Source organism: Corynebacterium sp. AOP12-C2-36, from assembly GCF_052379185.1.
In the GTDB taxonomy this organism is placed as follows: domain Bacteria; phylum Actinomycetota; class Actinomycetes; order Mycobacteriales; family Mycobacteriaceae; genus Corynebacterium.
In genome coordinates, this window is sequence record NZ_JBQSYJ010000008.1 from 35,334 (window position 1) to 56,085 (window position 20,752).

17 protein-coding genes are annotated in these 20,752 nt (G+C 68.9%); 9 read left to right on the forward strand and 8 right to left on the reverse strand.

Annotation, left to right across the window (positions count from 1 at the left end):
* The first annotated feature begins 12 nt into the window (after positions 1-12).
* Together ACT3UN_RS08440 and ACT3UN_RS08445 are read left to right on the forward strand one after the other, a co-directional pair.
* Entirely contained in the window at positions 13-1,290 is a 1,278-nt protein-coding gene (locus ACT3UN_RS08440) for a globin domain-containing protein (RefSeq protein ID WP_441582918.1), read from the forward strand.
* Positions 1,291-1,301: 11 nt separating this feature from the next.
* Positions 1,302-1,877 carry a GNAT family N-acetyltransferase gene (locus ACT3UN_RS08445; RefSeq protein WP_301443850.1) on the forward strand — a complete coding sequence of 192 codons (576 nt, stop codon included), beginning with the start codon at positions 1,302-1,304 and terminating at the stop codon, positions 1,875-1,877.
* Here the strand turns inward: ACT3UN_RS08445 and ACT3UN_RS08450 are convergent.
* From ACT3UN_RS08450 to ACT3UN_RS08460, 3 genes are all read right to left on the reverse strand, one after another.
* Complete coding sequence (locus tag ACT3UN_RS08450) at positions 1,864-2,877, reverse strand: MerR family transcriptional regulator (protein WP_441579142.1); 1,014 nt, start codon at positions 2,875-2,877, stop codon at positions 1,864-1,866. The genes ACT3UN_RS08445 and ACT3UN_RS08450 overlap by 14 nt on opposite strands.
* Positions 2,864-3,505, reverse strand: a complete 642-nt coding sequence (locus ACT3UN_RS08455; protein WP_441579143.1) for a HEAT repeat domain-containing protein — start codon at positions 3,503-3,505, stop codon at positions 2,864-2,866. Before ACT3UN_RS08455 ends, ACT3UN_RS08450 begins: the two co-directional genes overlap by 14 nt.
* A gap of 266 nt (positions 3,506-3,771) precedes the next feature.
* Positions 3,772-5,106, reverse strand: a complete 1,335-nt coding sequence (locus ACT3UN_RS08460) for a YkvI family membrane protein (RefSeq protein WP_441582917.1) — start codon at positions 5,104-5,106, stop codon at positions 3,772-3,774.
* A gap of 102 nt (positions 5,107-5,208) precedes the next feature.
* On the opposite strand from ACT3UN_RS08460, the gene ACT3UN_RS08465 reads away from it, so the two are divergent.
* Positions 5,209-5,517: a DUF503 domain-containing protein gene (locus tag ACT3UN_RS08465; protein ID WP_301443916.1), complete on the forward strand. Its 309-nt coding sequence runs from the start codon at positions 5,209-5,211 to the stop codon at positions 5,515-5,517.
* Here ACT3UN_RS08465 and ACT3UN_RS08470 read toward each other — a convergent pair.
* Together ACT3UN_RS08470 and ACT3UN_RS08475 are read right to left on the reverse strand one after the other, a co-directional pair.
* Positions 5,481-5,726, reverse strand: coding sequence for a hypothetical protein (locus tag ACT3UN_RS08470; protein ID WP_301443915.1), 246 nt, complete (start codon positions 5,724-5,726; stop codon positions 5,481-5,483). The two genes, ACT3UN_RS08465 and ACT3UN_RS08470, sit on opposite strands and share 37 nt — an antisense overlap.
* Before the next feature lie 2 nt (positions 5,727-5,728).
* The gene (locus ACT3UN_RS08475) at positions 5,729-6,754 is read right to left on the reverse strand and encodes an SPFH domain-containing protein (RefSeq protein ID WP_301443914.1); all 1,026 of its coding nucleotides are present in this window, start codon (positions 6,752-6,754) and stop codon (positions 5,729-5,731) included.
* Positions 6,755-6,875: 121 nt separating this feature from the next.
* On the opposite strand from ACT3UN_RS08475, the gene lysS reads away from it, so the two are divergent.
* From lysS to ACT3UN_RS08490, 3 genes are all read left to right on the forward strand, one after another.
* Positions 6,876-8,516 (forward strand): lysine--tRNA ligase, encoded by a 1,641-nt coding sequence (lysS, locus tag ACT3UN_RS08480; RefSeq protein ID WP_301443913.1) that lies wholly within the window; start codon positions 6,876-6,878, stop codon positions 8,514-8,516.
* Positions 8,517-8,806: 290 nt separating this feature from the next.
* Positions 8,807-10,216 (forward strand): acyl-CoA dehydrogenase family protein, encoded by a 1,410-nt coding sequence (locus tag ACT3UN_RS08485; protein WP_301442740.1) that lies wholly within the window; start codon positions 8,807-8,809, stop codon positions 10,214-10,216.
* A 35-nt stretch (positions 10,217-10,251) separates the two neighbouring features.
* Positions 10,252-11,460, forward strand: a complete 1,209-nt coding sequence (locus tag ACT3UN_RS08490) for an acyl-CoA dehydrogenase family protein (RefSeq protein ID WP_441579147.1) — start codon at positions 10,252-10,254, stop codon at positions 11,458-11,460.
* 294 nt (positions 11,461-11,754) lie between these two features.
* Here ACT3UN_RS08490 and ACT3UN_RS08495 read toward each other — a convergent pair whose 3' ends face one another.
* Positions 11,755-13,524, reverse strand: a complete 1,770-nt coding sequence (locus tag ACT3UN_RS08495) for an AMP-binding protein (RefSeq protein ID WP_301442742.1) — start codon at positions 13,522-13,524, stop codon at positions 11,755-11,757.
* Between the two features lie 466 nt (positions 13,525-13,990).
* Here ACT3UN_RS08495 and ACT3UN_RS08500 point away from each other — a divergent pair, with 466 nt between their 5' ends.
* Complete coding sequence (locus ACT3UN_RS08500; protein WP_301442743.1) at positions 13,991-16,633, forward strand: ATP-dependent Clp protease ATP-binding subunit; 2,643 nt, start codon at positions 13,991-13,993, stop codon at positions 16,631-16,633.
* 36 nt (positions 16,634-16,669) lie between these two features.
* On the opposite strand, the gene ACT3UN_RS08505 is transcribed toward ACT3UN_RS08500, so the two are convergent.
* The gene (locus ACT3UN_RS08505) at positions 16,670-17,605 is read right to left on the reverse strand and encodes an A/G-specific adenine glycosylase (protein WP_301442748.1); all 936 of its coding nucleotides are present in this window, start codon (positions 17,603-17,605) and stop codon (positions 16,670-16,672) included.
* 145 nt (positions 17,606-17,750) lie between these two features.
* Between ACT3UN_RS08505 and ACT3UN_RS08510 the strand changes: the two genes are divergently transcribed.
* Both ACT3UN_RS08510 and ACT3UN_RS08515 read left to right on the forward strand, forming a co-directional pair.
* Positions 17,751-18,437, forward strand: a complete 687-nt coding sequence (locus ACT3UN_RS08510; protein WP_441583029.1) for a carbonic anhydrase — start codon at positions 17,751-17,753, stop codon at positions 18,435-18,437.
* A gap of 113 nt (positions 18,438-18,550) precedes the next feature.
* The gene (locus ACT3UN_RS08515) at positions 18,551-19,285 is read left to right on the forward strand and encodes a hypothetical protein (RefSeq protein WP_301442745.1); all 735 of its coding nucleotides are present in this window, start codon (positions 18,551-18,553) and stop codon (positions 19,283-19,285) included.
* Here the strand turns inward: ACT3UN_RS08515 and radA are convergent.
* Complete coding sequence (radA, locus tag ACT3UN_RS08520; protein WP_301442746.1) at positions 19,272-20,681, reverse strand: DNA repair protein RadA; 1,410 nt, start codon at positions 20,679-20,681, stop codon at positions 19,272-19,274. The two genes, ACT3UN_RS08515 and radA, sit on opposite strands and share 14 nt — an antisense overlap.
* Positions 20,682-20,752 lie beyond the last annotated feature (71 nt).

The window sequence follows — 20,752 nt, forward strand, 5'->3', positions numbered from 1 at the left end:
GGAAGCTCCCCGATGTCAACCACCGCAACCACCCCGTCCACCCCGTCCACTGCCTCGCCGGCAGCTGAGCCTTTCCGTGCCGGGCGCCTCACCCCGGACCACGAGTCCACGGTGAGGGACACCCTGCCGCTCGTCGGGGCGCACATCAACGAGATCACCCCGAACTTCTACGCCCGCATGTTCGAGGAACACCCCGAACTCCTCCGGGACACCTTCAACCGTGGCAACCAGCGTGCCGGCGACCAGCAGAAGGCCCTGGCGGCCTCGGTCGCCACCTTCGCCTCGATGCTCGTCGACCCCTCCGCCCCGGACCCGGTGGCGATGCTGTCGCGCATCGCGCACAAGCACGTCTCCCTGGGGATCACCGCCGACCAGTACCAGATCGTGCACGACCACCTGTTCGCCGCGATCGTCGAGGTCCTCGGCGACGCGGTCACCCCGCCGGTCGCCGAGGCGTGGGACGAGGTCTACTGGCTGATGGCGCAGGTGCTCATCGACGCCGAGACCGGGATGTACCGTTCGGCCGGGGTCGCACCCGGCGACGTCTTCCGCGACGCGGTGCTCACCGGACGCCGCGCCCTGTCGGCGACGGTCACGGAGCTCACTTTCGCCGCCGCAGATGCCGCCACCGACTTCGCCGAGGCCCGCCCGGGGCAGTACGTCTCCGTCGGCGTGGTCATGGCCGACGGCGCCCGCCAGCTGCGCCAGTACTCCCTGGTGGCGTGGGACGACGACGGGTTCAGCATCGCCGTCCAACGCGACGGGGAGGTGTCCACCGCCCTGGTGGACGACCTCGCCGTCGGCGACCGGGTGGACGCCACCCTGCCGGCCGGTGACCTGGTGCTCCACCGCGACGTCCTCGCCGGTGCGGCACCGGTCGTCCTGGTCAGCTCGGGGATCGGTTCGACACCGATGACCGGCATGCTGTCGGTGCTGGCAGCTGCCGACACACGTCCCACGGTGACCGTCCTGCACGCTGACGGGGACGCCGCCTCGCATGCGCAGCGCGGGGCCACCGAGGGCTACGTCGAGGCCCTGCGGGCGGCGGGGGCGACGGTGCACGTGCGGACCGCCTACCGTGCCGACGGTGCCCGGATCGACCTGCCCACCCTGGCCGGGGAGGGCGTCCTGCCGGGCGGGGCGCACTGGTACCTGTGCGGTGGCAACAGCTTCCTGCAGGACGTCCGTACGCAGCTCGAGGACATGGCGGATGACATGGCCGGGAGCCTGGCACCCGCGGGCGTCAACGTGGAACTGTTCAGCCCGAACGACTGGCTGCTGGGCGGGTAGTCTCGACGGTCATGAATGACCCTCATGCCCCGTTGAGCTGGCCCCTGCCGTCCGCGGACATCGTGGGAGAGCTCGCCGACGGCTCCACGCTGCGGCTGCGCGCCCCGGTGAACACCGACATCGCCGGTCTGGTCACCTCCAGCAGGCACGAGGACTCGCGGAGATTCACCTCCCTCTCGGAGAACTACTCCTCCCGCGACGCCGAGATGTTCCTGCTCACCATGGCACGCTCACCGGCGGCGATGCTGTGGATCATCGACGACCCGACCTCGCCGGGCGACTTCGGCGGCACGTTGGAGGTCCGCCTCGTCGACCGGCAGGACCGGTGCGTGGAACTCGGCTACACCACCGCCCCGCACCTGCGCGGCCGTGGCCTGATGAGCGCGGTGGTGGGCGCGGTCGTCGACTTCCTCTTCGACTACCGGGTGCACCGTGTGCAGATCAAGGCGAACCCGCAGAACGTGGCGTCCTGCGCGGTGGCGCTCAAGGCGGGGTTCCGGCACGAGGGCACGGCGCGCGACGCCGAGATGCTGCGCGGGGCCTTCAACGACCTCGACACCTTCGCCCGGTTGGCTACCGACGACTGAGGGCCCGGGCGGTCCGGGCGACCCGTGGGTCGGCGTCGTCGGTGAAGGCGGCGAGGACGTCCGGGGAGTCCGGTGTGATCTCGGCGAGCGCCTGGACCACGCGCAGGCGCGCATCCGGTGACGCGCCGGACACCGCCGCCACCAGGGTCGCGGGGATGTCGTCGTAGGACGTCGATCTGCGCGTGCGCATCACCGCGAGTGCCTCGGCGGCCTCCACGTCGTGGTCGCCGGTGAGCACCATCTCGACGAGCGTTCCCACCAGGGCGGGTGAGTCGGTGCGGCGGGCGAGGGCGAGCGCACAGGCACCGCGGACCGGGGGAGGATCGTCCAGCAGGTCGGTGAGGATGGTCGTGGCCCGGGCGTCGTTGATCTCGCGCAGCACCTCCACGACACGCAGCCGCACCGCCGGGTCGGCATGGGGGAGATGCCCCGACAGCTCCGCGGTGACGTCCCCTGCTACGTCCCCTGCCGCGTCCCCTGCCGTGCGCACGAGCGACCAGCGCAGCGCGCCGGCCACGTTCGGGTCGTCCTCCTCCAGGTAGAGCTCCACCAGCGCCCCCGCCGTGGGACGGTCGGACGCGGTGAGCGCGGCGGACTGGCGACGCGCCGGGTCGTCGGAGCGCAGTGCGGTGAGAAGGGAGGTGAGTCCGAGGACGTCGTCCCACGTGCCCGGGGTCGTGCCGGGGCGTCCGCGCACGGTGTCGAGGTGGTCCAGGAGCGCCTGCTCGGCGCGGATGCGGTCCCGGGTCTCGGCGCGCAGCCGGTCGAGGACCGCACCGACGTCGAGACCGGGGTCGTCCAGCGCGGTGCGGACCTCCGCGACGCCCATGCCCAGGGCACGCAGCGCCTCGGCCTTCATCAGCCGGTGCACGTCGCCGCGGTCGTAGTCGCGGTAGCCGCCGGACGTGCGGTTCGACGGGCTGACCAGGCCGTGCTCGTCGTAGTGGCGCAGCATCCGCACGCTCACACCCGACAGCCGGGACACCTCACCGATCAGCATCATTCGAGTCTATCCCGGGCCGGGCCCGCTGTGCCTCGTACTCGGCGGCGTCGAATCCGAGGTCCGGGTCGTCGAGCAGCAGCAGGGTGGCCGCGGCGTGGCGGGACCCGTGCGTGCGCAGGACGCCCCGGGCGTCCTCCCCGAGCTCCAGGTAGGCGCGGGTGAGGCTGCGGCGCAGCTCCCGGTCCCCGCGTCCGAGCTGTCCGCTCAGCCGGACGGCCAGGCGTGGTGCCTCGGGCTGAGGGACGAGCCCGACCGCCGCACGCCACGCGGTGCGCGCGACCTCGTCGTCGGCGTCCTGCAGCAGGTCGTCGGTGATGTGGGGGTAGGACGCCACCGCCGCCACCTCACCGATCTTCGACAGCGTGTGCAGTGCCTGCGAGCGCGCCTGCGCGGTGGGCGAGTGCAGTTGAGTGAGCAGGACGGGCACGACGTCGGCGTGGGGATGCCTGGTCAAGGCCCAGGTGAGCATGTCGCGCACGAAGAAGTCCGGTTCCACGGCGCACTGCGCGACGAGGTCGGCGACGTCCCCGGGGCGGGGGTCGCTGCCGGCGGCGAGTGCGGCGCGCATGCGGGAGCTTGCGTCCTGCGCGGTGAAGGCGGTGCTCAGGCGGGTGTTGGTGGTCATGTGGCCAGCAGACACCCTCACAGGGTGAGAGGGTCAAGCACATACGGAAATCGGCCGCTTGATCTGCACATGTTGGGGTGGCGGACACGATCAGGACGATCACCACGTGGTCGCTGGCCCGCGTCGTACGGCAGCGGCCACCCGGTCTCGACGGGTCGGCGTTCTGAACGGGGCGCCGTCGACCCTGATGTCAGCTGAGTCATGCCCCAGGTCAAGAATCGTCGATTTCTTGACCTGGGGCATGACTGAGATGACGGTGGTGGGGACTAGTGCGGCACCGGTGTCCGGGTGTCCCCGCTGTTGTCGGTTTCCCCGGAGGCCCCGGTACCGTCTTCGCCGTCTTCGGCGTCCTCAGTGTCTTCAGTGTCTTCAGTCTCCTCGGCCTCTTCGATGACCTCCTCGGTCACCGCCTCGGCGAGCTTCTCGGTGTCGGCGTCGGACTCCTCGAGTGCACGGGCGAGTGCCTTCTCCTCCTTGCGGCCGAACTCCTGGTCGTCGTCCTCGCGACGCTCGGTCAGGTCGCGGATCTTCTCGCGCTGGGTGATCTCCTTGGAGATCGCCGTGCGCGCGTAGATCCACCAGCCCACGACGATGGCGATCATCACCATGCCCAGGTAGCCCAGCACCGGGTAGACGTAGGTCATCAGCGTGTCGAAGCCGACGAAGCTCACCACGTAGCCGGCGACGCACAGGGACAGGAACACCGGGGTGTACCACGACGGGCGCGATGCCGTGACCCGCTTGCCCAGGGCGTAGAACATGCCGATGGCGGTGTTGAAGATCATCGCGAAGATGATGAACACCATCACCAGGCCCATCACCGGGTGCATGGAGTCGAAGAGCGTGAGCATCGGGACGTCGTCGGAGCCGACGGTGTCGATGTTGGCCAGCAGGGTGAACACGGCCAGGATCAGCAGGACGGTGTAGATGACGCCGCCGAGCAGACCGCCGCGTCCCGCGGCACGCATGTTCGCGTGGTTGCCGCCGATCACCAGGGACATCGACACGCCCAGCAACAGGGCCAGGCCGTTGTAGTTCAGTGCCGACAGCCACCACGGGCTCACCGGCGACTCCTCCTGGACGGCGATGTCGCTGACGGCGCTGAAGTCGTCCGGCAGGTTGAACAGGGTGTAGACGAACCCGACGAGTACGGCGATGATCAGCAGCGGGGTCAGCGCGCCGATGATGTCGCTGACCTTGTCCACGTTGAGGAGCCCGGTGACCATCACCAGCACCGTCATGACCAGTGAGCCGATCCAGGAGGGGAGACCGAACTGCTGCTCCAGGTTGGACCCGGCACCGGCGAGCATCACGAAGCCGATGCAGAACAGGGTCAGGGTGACCACGATGTCCAGTGCCCAGGAGGCCGCCGGGTGGGTGATGCTGCGGAACACCGCCTTGTGCTCGTCGGCGAGGAAGTAGCTGCCGAGCTGCAGGATCACCGCGCCGGCCACGGTCATCACCAGGCCGGCCAGGACCGCACCCCACAGGCCGCTGAGGCCGAAGGAGGCGAAGTACTGGATGACCTCGAGTCCGGTGGCGAATCCGGCGCCGACCAGCAGGCCGAGGAATGCCATGGATATCTTGAGTTGTTCCTTCACGGTTCCGGAGCCTCCTGAAGTCGTCCTCGTGCCTCACACGGGGTGGGGCGGGGGTAGGCTGCCGGACTGTACCGGAAAAGCTGCGCTAATGTTGCGGGCTATATGTGGATCGGAACTCTTGAACTCGACGTTCTCCTCGGTGACGTGCACTCCCTCAAGCAGAAACGCTCCGTGGTGAGACCGGTGATCGCCGAGGTCCACCGGAAGTTCGGGATCTCCGTCGCCGAGGTCGACCACCGTGACCTGCACCGTCGTACGGGGATCGGGGCGTCGGCGGTCAGCGCGGACCGGGAGCACGTCGTGGAGGTGCTGGAGTCCGTGGAACGCCTCGTGGCGTCGCGTCCGGAGATCCAGGTGCTGTCGGCGCGGCTGCGCTACCTGTCCTCCGAGGACCTTCCCGGGGACGTCTGACTCTCCTGCGGTGGTTCCTGCTCCTTGCGCGGCCGGCCGCGACGGGGGAGTTCACCGGTGGACGACGGCAGGCGTCCCGCCCGTCGCAGCTGGTCGCGCAACATCACCTCGATCTGGGCGTTCACGCTGCGCAGGTCGTCGTGCGCCCAGCGGGCGATGGCGTCGTACACCGCCGGGTCGATGCGCAGGGGCACGTTCTTACGCGCCATGACTACGCGCCATGGAGGCCGCCGGTGTTGATCACCGGCTGGGTGGAGGAGTCGGAGCACAGCACCACGAGCAGGTTGGAGACCATCGAGGCGCGGCGCTCAGGGTCGAGGTCCACGATGTCGCGGTCCTCCAGCTGGTCCAGGGCGGTCTGGACCATCGACACCGCACCGTCCACGATCTGCTCGCGGGCGTCCACCACGGCCTGGGCCTGCTGGCGCTGCAGCATGGCACCGGCGATCTCCGGGGCGTAGGACAGCGCGGAGATCCTGGCCTCAACGATCTCCAGTCCGGCGACCGCCACGCGGGCGGCGACCTCGTCGGCGAGCTCCTGGGAGACCACGTCGGTGGAGCCGGCGAGGCTGGTGGCGGCGTCGCCGGGGGTGCCGTCGGCGTTGGTGCGTCCGGGCACGGAGTCGTAGGGGTGGGTGGTGGCGACGTGGCGCAGCGCGGACTCGGACTGGGAGTGGATGAACTCCTCGACGTCCTCCACGGAGAAGGTGGCCTTGGCGGTGTCGGAGACCTGCCAGACGACGATGGCTCCGATCTTCACCGGGTTGCCGTTGAGGTCGTTGACCTTGATCTCGTTGGTCTCGAAGTTGCGGACGCGCACGCTGACCTTGCGCGTGGTCGCCAGCGGCGGCACGAGGGTGAGGCCGGTGGTGCGGTTGGTGCCGAGGTAGCGTCCGAAGAACTGCACGACCTGCGTGTGACCGGGGTTGATGACACGCAGCATGGTCAGCACGACCACGGAGAGCAGGATGAGGACGACGGCGAGGCCGATGAGCGTGCCGCCGAGGCCGCCTCCCAGGCTCCCGGACTCCAGGCCGACGGCGGCCCAGACGATCAGGGCGATCGGTGCGAGGAACAGGACGATGCCGCCGAGCAGTGCGGCGACGGCCAGGCCCGTGGAGCCGGACCATGCGCGGTGTTCGCTGATGCTGACGTTGGTGCCCTCGTGGCCGACGGGGGTTCCGGCGACGGCGTCGGGTGCTGGGGAGTGTGCTGGGGCGGGGTTCTCGGGCGGCATGCTGTCCTCTCTTCTCCCGGTGTCTCCGGGACGGTCGCCAGTCTACGCTAAAGTGATATCACTTTGATGTCACCGGGAGGACGGTCGGTGCGCCTCCGGCCATGCAGTAGGCTTGGTCACCGTGACTGACGCGAAGAACTCCTCCCAGAACGCACCCCAGAACGCCGCCCCCGCCGTCGACGGCGGGGACAACGACCTTCCCGAGCAGGTCAAGGTTCGTCGCGACAAGCGCGACCGCCTCATCGCCGAGGGCGTCGACCCCTACCCGGTGGAGGTCGCACGCACGCACGCGCTGAAGGACGTCGTGGCGTCCTACGCGGTTCTGCCGAAGGACGGGGAGGACGCACCGGACGCGGCGCGCGCCGAGGGCGTCACCTACCTCGCCGCCGGCGAGGAGACCGACGTGGAGGTCGGCATCGCCGGACGCGTGATCTTCGTGCGCAACACCGGCAAGCTCGCCTTCGCGCGCATCCAGGACGGCGACGGTACGCAGCTGCAGGCCATGTTGTCGCTGGCCGAGGTGGGGGAGGACGCCCTGGCGTCCTGGAAGGCCACCGTGGACCTCGGCGACATCGTCTTCATCCACGGTCGTGTCGTGGCCTCGAAGCGCGGCGAGCTCTCCGTGATGGCGGACGGCTGGTCGATGGCGTCGAAGTCGCTGCGCCCGCTGCCGGTCGCGCACAAGGAGCTCAGCGAGGACACCCGCATCCGCCACCGCTACACCGACCTGATCATGCGTGAGCAGGCCCGGACGAACGCGGTGACGCGCATCAAGGTGATGCGCGCGCTGCGTCACGCACTCGAGCGCCGCGACTTCCTCGAGGTCGAGACCCCGATGCTGCAGACCCTGCACGGCGGTGCCGCGGCGCGTCCCTTCGAGACCCACTCCAACGCCCTCGACATCGACCTCTACCTGCGCATCGCCCCGGAGCTCTACCTCAAGCGCTGCGTGGTCGGCGGCATCGACAAGGTCTTCGAGGTCAACCGCAACTTCCGCAACGAGGGTGTGGACTCCTCGCACTCCCCGGAGTTCGCCATGCTGGAGACCTACCAGGCCTACGGCACCTACGACACCGGTGCCACGCTGATCCGTGAGGTCATCCAGGAGATCGCCGAGGAGGTCTTCGGCACCACCACCGTGACCCTGGTCGACGGCACCGAGTACGACCTCGGCGGGCAGTGGCGCACCATGGAGATGTACCCCTCGCTCAACGAGGCGCTCGCCGAGAAGTTCCCCGACCAGGACGTGGTCGACGAGGTCACCGTGGACAGTTCCGTGGAGGATCTCAAGGCCTTGGCCGCCGTAGTCGGGCTGCCCGTCCCGGCGAAGGGTGGTTGGGGCCACGGCAAGCTCGTCGAGGAGATCTGGGAGCACCTGTGCGAGGACCAGCTCTACGGGCCGGTCTTCGTCCGCGACTTCCCGGTCGAGACCTCCCCGTTGACCCGTCAGCACCGCACGAAGCGGGGCGTCACCGAGAAGTGGGACCTCTACGTGCGCGGCTTCGAGCTGGCCACCGGCTACTCCGAGCTGGTGGACCCGGTCGTGCAGCGTGAGCGCTTCGAGGACCAGGCTCGCCTGGCCGCCGGTGGTGACGACGAGGCCATGGTGCTCGACGAGGACTTCCTCGCCGCGATGGAGCAGGGCATGCCCCCGACCTCGGGAAACGGCATGGGCATCGACCGTCTGCTGATGGCGCTCACCGGGCTGGGGATCCGTGAGACGGTGCTGTTCCCGATGGTGAAGCCGGAGCGCGACAGCTAGGCGCAGTGCCGGCGGAAACGCCGGCCGGTGGCGTCCCGGAGGGCCTTGTCTGGCCTGTAGGGGACGCTACGGGGGTGGTCCCGGGGGTGCGGGGTGGGGTGCCTCACCTGCTGTGATGGGTCAGTCAAGGAAAGTATCTGTGGGGCAGGCGGTATTCGAGCCTTTTTGTGACGGGGATCATGATTCGTCGTTATGATGTAATCATTATCTGTCCGACCCAATCCATGACTGTGTGTTCTCCCGTCGACACCGGGTGATACCCGAGTACAGCGAAAGGTAGCTGCCTCACCATGAGTGACCGAAGCAAGCGGAACGACTCCACACCGGGCCTCAACACCATCAAGCGGGACGCCATCGGTACCGCCATGCGTGTGCTGACCCGTTTCACCGGCTCCGACCTGGCCACCAAGTACGGCCTGAGCGAGAAGGTCGACCGTGTGGCCTACGAGTCCACCAAGGGCGGCATGCGCACCCTCGGTGCCATCAACCGCCAGTTCAAGAAGTCCAAGGGCTCCGGCAAGCCGGTGCGCCTGGAGAGCCAGGGCAGCGAGGGTGACGGCACCACCGAGCCCAAGAAGCCGGCGAAGGTCCTCTTCGACCTGACCCCCTCCGAGGACCAGGAGATGCTGACCTCCGCCGTGCGCGAGTTCGCCGAGGAGCAGCTGCGCCCCGGTGCCCACGACGCCGACGAGGCCGCCGAGACCTCCAAGGAAGTCCTCGACACCGCCGCTGAGCTGGGGATCTCCCTGGTCAGCCTGCCGGAGGAGTTCGAGGGCCTGGCCTCCGAGTCCGCCTCCACCACCTCCGCCCTCGTCGCCGAGGCCCTCGCCTTCGGTGACATGGGCCAGGCCGTCGCCATCCTGGCGCCCGCCGGTGTGGCGACCACGATCACCAACTACGGTGACGACGCCCAGCAGAAGACCTACCTGCCGGAGTTCGCCGGCGAGTCCGTCCCGCAGGCCGCCGTGATCGTCAACGAGTCCCGCGCCCTGTTCGACCCCTTCGTGCTGCAGACCACCGCGAAGCGTGAGGGCGACGACATCGTCATCAACGGTGTGAAGACCATGGTGCCCAGCGCCGGTTCCGCCGAGCTCTTCGTCGTCGCCGTGGACCTGGACGGGGTCAACACCTTCGCCATCGTCGAGTCCTCCACCGAGGGCGTCGTCGTCGAGGCCGACCCGTCCATGGGTATCCGTGCCGCCGGCCTGGGCCGCGTCCTGCTCAAGGACGTCAAGGTCCCCGCCTCCAACCTCCTCGGTGGTGCCGAGCTCGACTCCGAGACCCGCACCGACAACTACGCCGAGATCATCCGCCGTGCCCGCCTGGGCTGGGCCGCCCTCGCCGCCGGCACCTCCGAGGCCGTGCTCGAGTACGTCAAGCCCTACGTCAAGGAGCGCCAGGCCTTCGGTGAGCCCATCGCGCACCGTCAGTCCGTCGCCTTCATGGTCGCCAACATCCGCATCGAGCTCGACGGCCTGCGCATGATCCTGCTGCGCGGCGTCTCCCGCATCGACCAGGGTCTGTCCTACAACCGTGAGGCCGGCCTCGCCCGTCGCTTCGCCGCGGACCGCGGTATGCAGATCGGTCTCGACGGCGTCCAGCTGCTCGGCGGCCACGGCTACACCAAGGAGCACCCGGTGGAGAAGTGGTACCGCGACCTGCGAGCCGTCGGCGTCGCCGAGGGCGTCGTGGTCCTGTAAGTCCCCGTCAGTAACAACATCGAAGGAGCACTGAAATGATCAACCTGGAACTCCCGAAGAAGCTGCGCGGGACCATCAACCAGGCCCACCAGGCCGCAGCGGAGATCTTCCGCCCCATCGCCCGCAAGTACGACCTCGCCGAGCACGAGCGTCCCATCGAGCTCGACACCATGGCATCCCTCGTCGAGGGCATGACCGACGGTGGCGGCAACCTCGCCGGTGCGTCCGGCGGCCGTGGCGACAAGAAGAAGGACGACGGTTCCGTCCGCAACGGCGGCAACATGTCCTCCCTGGTCAACGTCATCGAGACCTGCTGGGGCGATGTCGGACTGACCCTGTCGATCCCCTACCAGGGCCTCGGTAACTCCGCGATCGCCGCCGTCGCCACCGACGAGCAGCTCGAGCGCTTCGGCAAGGTCTGGGCCTCGATGGCCATCACCGAGCCGCAGTTCGGTTCGGACTCCGCCGCCGTCGCCACCACCGCGAAGCTGGACGGCGACGAGTACGTCCTCAACGGCGAGAAGATCTTCGTCACCGCCGGTGACCGTTGCACCCACGTCGTCGTGTGGGCCTCGGTGGACAAGTCCGCCGGCCGCGCCGCCATCAAGTCCTTCGTCGTCCCGCGCGACACCCCGGGCTTCGAGCTCGCCCGCCTGGAGCACAAGCTGGGTATCCGTGCCTCGGACACGGCCCACTTCATCCTGGACAACGTGCGCGTCCCGAAGGAGAACCTGCTGGGTACCCCCGAGGTCGACACGAAGAAGGGCTTCGGCGGGGTCATGGCGACCTTCGACAACACCCGCCCGCTGGTGGCCGGCATGGCCGTCGGTGTCGCCCGCGCCTCCCTGGAGAAGCTGCGCAAGATCCTGACGAAGGCCGGCCTGGAGATCGACTACGACGCGCCGAGCTGGAACCAGCCCGCCGCCGTCGCCGAGTACATCCGCCTGGAGTCCGACTGGGAGGCCGCCTACCTGATGACGCTGCGCGCCGCCTGGATGGCCGACAACAAGCAGCCGAACAACAAGGAAGCCTCCGAGTGCAAGGCGAAGGCCGGCCGCATGGCCACCGACCTGACCCTGCGCGCCGTGGAGCTCGCCGGCACCTACGGCTACTCCGAGCGTTCCCTGCTCGAGAAGTGGTCCCGCGACTCGAAGATCCTCGACATCTTCGAGGGCACCCAGCAGATCCAGCAGCTGGTCGTCGCCCGTCGTGAGCTGGAGCTGTCCTCCGCACAGCTGAAGTAGCAGTTCACAGCCCTAGAAGCGGCTCCCGGTCACATCGACCGGGGGCCGCTTTCGGCATGTCCGGGACCCTCGTGCACCCCGCAGGCATCCCGCACAGGGCGTTCTCTTCGGATCCACGGTGAGTCACAGCAACCCGGGAGGCTGGTCGGACCAACCCCTGGGGTTGCTGGACCGGTCGCGGGGTGGTGCGGGAGCGGGTGCAGGTACGGCAACGGCGCCGCACACAAAAGAGACGGCCCCGGGGGAGAGAAGCTCTCCTCCGGGGCAGTCGTCAGGGCCGTCGTCGGGACCGGGTCAGGCGTCGGAGCCCTTCGGCTCGCCGATCTCGCCGGTGGCGGCGTCGACCTCCGGCAGTTCCCGGGGGACAACCTTGCCCACGGCGTTGCGGGGGAGGCGGTCTAGGAACACGTAGTTGCGCGGGACGTTGTGGCGGGCCAGGTGCTCCTTGACCTCGGCCTTGGCCTTGTCCTTGAAGCCGTCCTCGTCGTGACCGGCCTTCAGCACCACGTAGGCGCAGAGCGACTGGCCGAACTCGTCGTCGGCGATGCCGTGGACGTGCACCTCCTCGACCTCGGGGAGGCCGTAGAGCACGTCCTCGGTCTCCTGCGGGTACACGTTCTCGCCACCGGAGACGATCATGTCGTCGCTGCGCCCGGCGATGTAGAGCAGCCCGTCCTGGTAGTAGCCGAGATCGCCGGTGGCGACGAGACCCTGGATGGTCTCCTTGTCCACGCCGGGCCGGGTGTAGCCCTCGAAGAGCATGTCGTTGCCCACGAAGATGCGGCCGATCTCGCCCTCGGGGAGCTCCTTGCCGTCGTCGCCGAAGATCTTGAGGACGGTGGCCAGCGGCGGCTTACCGGCGGTCGTCGGGTGCTCGGCGAGCTCCTCGGGCCGGGCGATGGACGCCCAGCTGACCTCGGTGGAACCGTAGAGGTTGTAGAGGACCTTGCCGAACTTCTCGGTCGTCTCCTCGATCACGGCCGGCGGCAGGGCCTCGCCGCAGGCGGTGATGACCTGCGTTCCGGGGTTGAACTTCTCCGGCACGGCGGTGAGCAGGCGGCGCAGCATGGTCGGCACGATGGCGATGGCGTACGGACGGTTCGCCTCGATCAGCTTCACGGCACCACGCGGCGAGAACTTACGCTGCAGGATCAGCGTGCTGCGCAGCGCCAGGCCCAGCTGGATCTGGGCGAAACCCCAGGTGTGGAACATCGGTGCGGCCACGTAGTAGCCGCGGTGGTGCTTCAGCGGGATGCGCGACATGATCGACGATGCAGGCAGATAGGTGCGCGGCTCGGGACGACGGGCACCCTTCGGGGTACCGGTCGTGCCCGACGTGAGGATGATGGTGCGTCCACGACGGGGCCGGGTGGGGATCTTCTGCTCGTGCGGCGTGCTGCGCAGGACCTCGGTCAGCGTGGGCCAGTCCGGGTTGCGGGTGGCGTGGTCCTCGGACGCGGTCGCCTCGGCGACGTTGCTGGCGTACTCGACGGCGTCGTCCTCGTCGTCCTCCGGCGCGAGGGCGGCGGTGGTGTGGTTCTCCTCCCAGTTCACGATCACGGGGCACTGGTCGAAGCCCTTGGGCAGCAGCGGGATGAACTCTTCGTCGATGAACAGGAGGTCGAGCTTCTGCTCCTTGACGACGGCGCGGGTCTGCTTGGCGGACGCGCCGGTGTTGAGCAGCACGATGTCGGTGCCCAGGCGGCCGTGGGCGCACAGCGCCATGATGAAGCCGCGGTGGTTGCGCGACAGCACGCCCACGCGGTCACGCTCACGCACACCGGTGCGGTAGAGGGCCTTGGCCAGCAGGTTCGTCTGCTCGTGGAGCTCGGAGTAGGTGATCGAGCCGGCGTCGTCGATGATGGCGGTGTGGTACGGGTCGCGGGCGGCACCGAGGGCGAGGATGCCGGCGGGCAGGAACTCCCACTGGTAGATGTACTTCAGTGCCTTGCCCATGGCCACCGGGGACATGGCACCGAGGACTCCTGCCTTGAACAACGGCACCGTCCCCTTGGCGAGGATGGGCAACTGGTCGAGGGTAACTGCGGGCTGGGATCCGCTCATGGTGCTCCTTCGGGGTGCTCGTGCGAACAGCGACGATGGGTTTTCCGTCTCATTATTATGGTTAAGAGTACATAACAACGGGCGGTGCGTCCGGCGTTTCGGGAAGTTCGTCGCAGCCGCCTTTGCATAGCGTGATTAACCACTGCGCCGCAGGTCAGGGGTGGGGAATCGGGGTCGGCCGGATGTGACGGGGCTTTTCCCGGCGCCGGTGCGGCCGTCACGCAGGGACGGCGGTGGGGCCGACGGGCGCCCGGAGCGTCCTGCGCGGGCCCTGTTCGCTGTCGGCGTACACATCGGGAAATGGCCGTCAAAACACCCTCTGACATGCAGATTAGTGGGGTCAGAGGGGAGGGTCGGGCCATGGAACAAGCTGAGACGGCCGGTCGTTGTACAGAGTGACTGAACGTGGGAACGCCGAATCACTAAGGTGGTGCCCACATCCGGACCTTGAAGTGAGGGAGAGCAAATGTTCGAGAGGTTCACCGACCGTGCGCGACGAGTCGTCGTCCTGGCGCAGGAAGAAGCCCGCGCGCTCAACCACAACTACATCGGCACCGAGCACATCCTGCTCGGGCTGATCCACGAGGGGGAGGGAGTCGCCGCCAAGGCACTGGAGTCCATGGGTATCTCCCTGGAGGCCGTGCGTACCGAGGTCGAGGACATCATCGGCACCGGCGGCCACCCGCCGAGCGGCTACATCCCCTTCACCCCGCGGGCCAAGAAGGTCCTGGAGCTCGCCCTGCGCGAGGCTCTGCAGCTGGGGCACAAGTACATCGGCACCGAGCACATCCTGCTCGGCCTCATCCGCGAGGGTGAGGGCGTGGCCGCACAGGTGCTGGTCAAGCTCGGCGCCGACCTGTCCCGCGTCCGTCAGCAGGTCATCCAGCTGCTTTCAGGCTACGAGGGCACCGAGCCGGAGGCGGCTCCGGACGAGCCCGCCACGGCGGGCGTCGGCCAGCCGTCGGACTCCGGCGCCGGCGGCAAGCCCGGCCAGAAGTCCAACTCCCTGGTCCTCGACCAGTTCGGCCGCAACCTGACCCAGGCTGCCAAGGACGGCAAGCTGGATCCGGTCGTGGGACGGGAGAAGGAGGTCGAGCGCATCATGCAGGTGCTCTCGCGCCGCACCAAGAACAACCCGGTCCTCATCGGCGAGCCCGGTGTGGGTAAGACCGCCGTGGTCGAGGGCCTTGCCCTGGACATCGTCAACGGCAAGGTGCCGGAGACCCTGAAGGACAAGCAGCTCTACTCGCTGGACCTGGGTTCCCTGGTCGCCGGCTCCCGCTACCGCGGTGACTTCGAGGAGCGCCTGAAGAAGGTGCTCAAGGAGATCAACCAGCGCGGCGACATCATCCTGTTCATCGACGAGATCCACACCCTGGTGGGTGCGGGTGCCGCCGAGGGCGCGATCGACGCGGCCAGCATCCTCAAGCCGAAGCTGGCCCGTGGTGAGCTGCAGACCATCGGTGCCACCACACTGGACGAGTACCGCAAGCACATCGAGAAGGACGCCGCCCTGGAGCGTCGTTTCCAGCCGGTGCAGGTGCCCGAGCCGAGCGCCGAGATGACCATCGAGATCCTCAAGGGTCTGCGCGACCGCTACGAGGCGCACCACCGTGTGTCCATCACCGACGGTGCCCTGGCTGCCGCGGCCCGGCTGTCGGACCGCTACATCAACGACCGTTTCCTGCCGGACAAGGCCGTCGACCTCATCGACGAGGCCGGCGCCCGCATGCGCATCAAGCGCATGACCGCGCCGAAGGCGATCCAGGACGTCGACGACAAGATCGCCGAGGTCCGTCGCGCCAAGGAAGCCGCGATCGACGACCAGGACTTCGAGAAGGCCGCGTCCCTGCGCGACGACGAGCGCAAGCTCACCGACGAGCGCGCCGAGAAGGAGAAGCAGTGGCGCGCCGGTGAACTCGACGACGTCGCGGAGGTCGGCGAGGAGCAGATCGCCGAGGTGCTGGGCACCTGGACGGGCATCCCCGTGGTGCGGCTCACCGAGGAGGAGTCCACCCGGCTGCTCCACATGGAGGACGAGCTGCACAAGCGCATCATCGGGCAGGACGACGCGGTCAAGGCCGTCTCCCGGGCGATCCGCCGTACCCGTGCGGGTCTGAAGGACCCGAAGCGTCCCAGCGGTTCGTTCATCTTCGCTGGCCCGTCCGGCGTGGGTAAGACCGAGCTGTCGAAGGCGCTGGCGGAGTTCCTCTTCGGCGACGACGACTCGCTGATCCAGATCGACATGGGCGAGTTCCACGACAAGTTCACCGCCTCGCGCCTGTTCGGTGCACCTCCCGGATACGTCGGCTACGACGAGGGCGGCCAGCTGACCGAGAAGGTCCGCCGCAAGCCGTTCTCCGTGGTCCTGTTCGACGAGATCGAGAAGGCGCACTCGGAGATCTACAACACCCTGCTGCAGGTCCTCGAGGACGGTCGTCTCACCGACGGCCAGGGTCGCATGGTCGACTTCAAGAACACCGTGCTGATCTTCACCTCGAACCTGGGCACCAGGGACATCTCCAAGGCCGTGGGCATGGGCTTCACCGGCTCCGGTGAGACCGACGAGGACGCCCAGTACGACCGGATGAAGTCGAAGGTCAACGACGAGCTGAAGAAGCACTTCCGCCCGGAGTTCCTCAACCGTATCGACGACATCGTGGTCTTCCACCAGCTCACCCGCGAGCAGATCGTGCAGATGGTCGACCTGCTCACCGGCCGGGTGCGCAACGCCCTGTCGGAGAAGGACATGGGTCTGGAGATCTCCGAGGAGGCCAAGAGCCTGCTGGCCGTGCGTGGTTTCGACCCGGTGCTCGGTGCCCGTCCGCTGCGCAGGACGATCCAGCGCGAGATCGAGGACCACCTGTCGGAGAAGATCCTCTTCGGCGAGATCGGTGCCGGCGAGATCGTGACCGTGGACGTGGAGAACTGGGACGGCACCGGCAAGGGCGAGGGCGCGAAGTTCGTCTTCGGTTCCCGTCCGAAGCCGCTGCCCGAGATCGCCGCGGAACCGGCCGAGGAGGCGCAGGACGACGTCATCGACGCCGCGTCCGACGAGGACTCGCTGCCCGAGACGCAGGACGTCTCCGCCGGCGAACACCGCGAGTAACAGCAGACAGAACCGGCGCCGGGGTGCGGCGTCCGTCTACCGGGGTAACCGGTAGCGGGCGTCGGCCCCGGCGCCGGTCTGTGTCACGAGACCGTCGACGACGAGGGACGCCAGGGCGCGGGCACGCTGACCGGCGTCCTCGCTCGTGGCGTCGAAGTCGCCGGCGGGCACCTCCTCGGCGCCCTCGGCGCGCAGGATCGCCATGATGCGTCCGCGGACCTGCCGGTCGGTGCCCTCGAACTTCTGGACGCGTTTCTTCGCCGCGGCGGTGTCGGCGCTGCTGGGGGCGGGGCGTCCCAACGCGATCCAGCGGCAGCGGGCCGCGACGGGGCAGCGGTCGCACTGCGGGGAGCGGGCGGTGCACACCGTCGCCCCGAGTTCCATGAGCGAGGAGCACATGCCCAGCGCCTCCTGGTGCAGCTCCGGGGAGTGGTGGGGGTTGCCGTAGCCGCGTCGGCGCAGCCCCGGATCCTCGTCGACCCAGGGCATCAGGTCGGCGACGTCGGCGAGGTCACCGGCCTTCGCCGGGCCCTGCAGGAACTCCCCGCGCGCCAGGCGCCGGTGCACCCGCCGCACGTTCGTGTCGACGACGGGGACGGCGCGTCCGAAGGCGAAGGCGGCGACGGCGCGGGCGGTGTACTCGCCGATGCCCGGCAGGGCCAGCAGTTCGGCGACGGTGCCCGGCACCTCCCCGTCGTGGTCGTCGACGATGGCCCGGGCGCATTCGCGCAGGCGCAGTGCCCGTCGCGGGTAGCCCAGGTTCGCCCAGGCGCGCAGGATCTCGTCGGTCGGGGCCTCGGCCAGGTCCGCCGGGGTGGGCCAGCGCTCCAGCCACGCCTCCCACAGCGGGGCCACGCGGGCGACCGGGGTTTGCTGCGACATGATCTCGCTGAGCAGGACGGCCCACGGTGTGGTCCCGGGGTGTCGCCACGGCAGGTCGCGGGCGTTCTCGTGGAACCATCCGTTCAGCACGGATCCGAGGCTGGACTGCTCGGCCTCTGCGGCCTGCGCCGTTCCTGCCTTCTTCGTCGTGTCGTGCGTCTGTGCCGTGCCCACGGGATCCAACTGTGCCGCACCGGCGGGGCATCCGGCAAAAGGCGGTGGCACAATGGTTCGCATGACAAATGATGACTCGGCTCCGGCCCACCACACCAGCGACCCCTCCGGCCCCCTGGCCCCGCAGGAGGCCGTCGAGATGCTGATGGCCGGAAACCGTCGCTTCATGGACGAATCCTCCGCGCACCCGAACCAGGACCGCGGCCGGCGTGAACTGCTCACCGGCGGTCAGCGTCCCAACGCGGTGGTGCTGGCCTGCTCGGACTCGCGCGTGCCGGTGGAGATCGTGTTCGACCAGGGGCTCGGCGACATCTTCGTGATCCGTACCGCCGGCGAGATCACCGACCTGTCGGTGCTGGCGTCGCTGGAGTTCGCGGTCGTCTCGCTCGGTGTGCCGTTGGTCGTGGTGCTCGGCCACGAGAGCTGTGGTGCGGTCGCCGCCGCCCAGACCGCACTGGCGACCGGCAGCATGCCCCCCGGTTTCCAGCGGGTCCTGGTGGAGAAGGTCACCCCCTCGCTGCTGGCGGCACGTTCGCAGGGTGCGGACACCGGCGAGGACTTCGAGAAGCACCACGTGGTCGAGATCGCGAACCACATCGTGGACCGCTCCCCGGGGATCCTGCAGCGTCTGCGCGAGGGAAACTGCGGCGTGGTCGGCATGCGCTACCGCCTGTCGGACGGCCTGGCGGAGCCCGTCGCCACCTACGGCCTCGAGGTCGAGGGTGTGGACCCCACCGAGGTTCCCTGAGTCGTTCCGGCAGGGGATGTATTCCAGGGGACGTACTTCACGGGATGTACTTCACCGAGGCTAGCGGGGTGTCATGACACCGTGGCATCGTCGCCGCTGGTTACACTGGGCCTGTGACCCAGCACAACGACCCCCGACCTCTGCCCCCGGAAATCTACCAGCGCCGTCGCGTCGGCGCGGTCGTGGTGCTTGTGCTGGTCGTGGCGTTGCTGTGGTGGGTGGTCAGTTCGCTGACCGGCGGTGACGAGGGGCAGGACCAGGTCGCCCAGACCTCGCAGTCCTCGCAGAGCTCCGCGGCGTCGGAGGCCACGTCGGAGCCCTCGGAGTCTGAGCCCGCGAGCTCCTCCGAGTCGGCGGAACCGTCCTCCTCGGCGTCCGCTGACCCGTCGGCGTCCGCCGAGCCGACGGAGAGTTCGGCCGCGGGCGTCCCCGACGAGGTGGCCAACAAGGACACCTGTGAACTCGACGACCTGCAGCTCACGGTGCGCCCCGGTGCACCGACGTTCCGGGACGGTCAGCAGCCGAACTTCTTCCTGGAGGTCAACAACCCCACCAAGGGCGACTGCGACATCGACCTGGGGGACAACGAGCTGAGGTTCGAGGTCTTCACCATGGACTCCGGTTACACGCGGGTGTGGGGCGACACCGACTGCAACGCGCCCACCTCGACCGGCCGGCTGCGCCTGGACCCGGGTCAGTCCCGCACCTACGAGATGACCGCCTGGTCGCGCACCAGCTCCTCACCGGACTCCTGCGAGAACCGCGAGGCCGTCGGCAACGGTGCCTACATGCTCTACGGCCACATCGGGGAGAAGACCTCGGAGTCGGAGACCTTCAACCTCGCATGACCCCGATCTTCGCCACGGCCTCCTGGACGGTGCCGACGGCGATGATCTTCAGCCCCTTCGGTGGCGTGGCACGGTCCGACCCGCGGGTGGAGTCCGGGACGACGGCGGTGGTGAACCCCAGCCGCCGGGCCTCGGCCAGGCGCTGACGCAGGTCGGGGACGCGCCGCACCTCGCCGCCGAGCCCGACCTCACCCACGGCGACGAGCCCGGTGGGCAGTGCCGTTCCGGAAGCGGTGGAGGCCATCGCCAGGGCGAGGGCGAGGTCGGCACCTGGTTCGTTGATCTTCATCCCGCCGACGGTGGCGGCGTAGACTTCGTGACCCATCAGGTCCACCCCGGCCCGTTTGGCGAGTACGGCCAGCACCACGGCCACGCGGCTGGCGTCGATACCGGTGACGACCCTGCGCGGGGTGTGCATCTGGGTCTCCAGGGCGAGGGTCTGGATCTCGCCGAGCATGGGGCGGCGGCCGTCCATCAGCACGGTCACCGCCGTCCCGGCGACAGGGTCGTCCCGGTGGTGCAGGAACAGTCCGGACGGGTCGGCGACCTCGCGGATGCCCTCGGCGGTCTGCTCGAAGCAGCCGACCTCGTCGGTGGCGCCGAAACGGTTCTTCTGGCCGCGCAGGAAGCGCAGGGAACTGTGGCGGTCGCCCTCGAAATTCAGCACCGCGTCCACAAGGTGCTCCACGGTGCGGGGCCCGGCGACGTTGCCGTCCTTGGTGACGTGGCCGACCAGCAGGACGGGGACACCGGTGGACTTCGCCAGGGTGGTCAGCGTGGCGGCGACCGCGCGGGTCTGGGCCACGCCGCCGGCGACACCCTCCACGCCCGAGGCGTTGAGGGTCTGCAGGGAGTCGACGATGACCAGTTCCGGCTGCACGGCGTCGATCTGGCCCAGTGCGGTCTCCAGGTCGTGCTCGGCGGCGAGGAACAGCGAGTCCGAGAGCGCGCCGGTGCGTTCGGCGCGGTGGCGTACCTGCCCCACGGACTCCTCGGCGGTGATGTAGAGGACGCTGCGGTCCTGGCGCGCCCAGCGGTTGGCGACCTCCAGCAGCAGCGTGGACTTGCCCACCCCGGGTTCGCCGGCGAGCAGGACCGCGCTGCCGGGGACCACGCCACCACCGAGCACCCGGTCGAGTTCGCCGATGCCGCTGGGACGGTGGTTGGCGATCGTCGGGTCGATGTCGGTGACCGCCTTCGCAGGGGAGGTCGGGGTCAGCCCCGTGGCGCGTGCCCCGCCGGTGCCACCGGCACCGCCGCCGGCGGGGAACACGGCGTCCATCGTCCCCCACTCCTGGCAGGAGGGGCACCGGCCCACCCACTTCGACACCTGGTGGCCGCAGGACGTGCAGGCGTAGGTGCTGCGGGACTTTTTCGGTGCGGTCTTCGTGGCCATGCTCCACACACTAGTACCGGGCACGGACATGAAAAACGCGCCTTCCCCCGTGGCAGGGGAAGACGCGTTCG

What these genes read in the sequence shown, in the direction of transcription:
- ACT3UN_RS08490 (WP_441579147.1), top strand. Translation starts at nt 10,252, where the DNA reads ATGATCAACCTGGAACTCCCGAAGAAGCTGCGCGGGACCATCAACCAG.
- ACT3UN_RS08475 (WP_301443914.1), bottom strand. Translation starts at nt 6,754, where the DNA reads ATGCCGCCCGAGAACCCCGCCCCAGCACACTCCCCAGCACCCGACGCC.
- ACT3UN_RS08445 (WP_301443850.1), top strand. Translation starts at nt 1,302, where the DNA reads ATGAATGACCCTCATGCCCCGTTGAGCTGGCCCCTGCCGTCCGCGGAC.
- ACT3UN_RS08450 (WP_441579142.1), bottom strand. Translation starts at nt 2,877, where the DNA reads ATGCTGATCGGTGAGGTGTCCCGGCTGTCGGGTGTGAGCGTGCGGATG.
- radA (WP_301442746.1), bottom strand. Translation starts at nt 20,681, where the DNA reads ATGGCCACGAAGACCGCACCGAAAAAGTCCCGCAGCACCTACGCCTGC.
- ACT3UN_RS08485 (WP_301442740.1), top strand. Translation starts at nt 8,807, where the DNA reads ATGAGTGACCGAAGCAAGCGGAACGACTCCACACCGGGCCTCAACACC.
- ACT3UN_RS08470 (WP_301443915.1), bottom strand. Translation starts at nt 5,726, where the DNA reads ATGGCGCGTAAGAACGTGCCCCTGCGCATCGACCCGGCGGTGTACGAC.
- ACT3UN_RS08510 (WP_441583029.1), top strand. Translation starts at nt 17,751, where the DNA reads ATGACAAATGATGACTCGGCTCCGGCCCACCACACCAGCGACCCCTCC.
- ACT3UN_RS08500 (WP_301442743.1), top strand. Translation starts at nt 13,991, where the DNA reads ATGTTCGAGAGGTTCACCGACCGTGCGCGACGAGTCGTCGTCCTGGCG.
- ACT3UN_RS08440 (WP_441582918.1), top strand. Translation starts at nt 13, where the DNA reads ATGTCAACCACCGCAACCACCCCGTCCACCCCGTCCACTGCCTCGCCG.
- ACT3UN_RS08465 (WP_301443916.1), top strand. Translation starts at nt 5,209, where the DNA reads ATGTGGATCGGAACTCTTGAACTCGACGTTCTCCTCGGTGACGTGCAC.
- ACT3UN_RS08455 (WP_441579143.1), bottom strand. Translation starts at nt 3,505, where the DNA reads ATGACCACCAACACCCGCCTGAGCACCGCCTTCACCGCGCAGGACGCA.
- ACT3UN_RS08495 (WP_301442742.1), bottom strand. Translation starts at nt 13,524, where the DNA reads ATGAGCGGATCCCAGCCCGCAGTTACCCTCGACCAGTTGCCCATCCTC.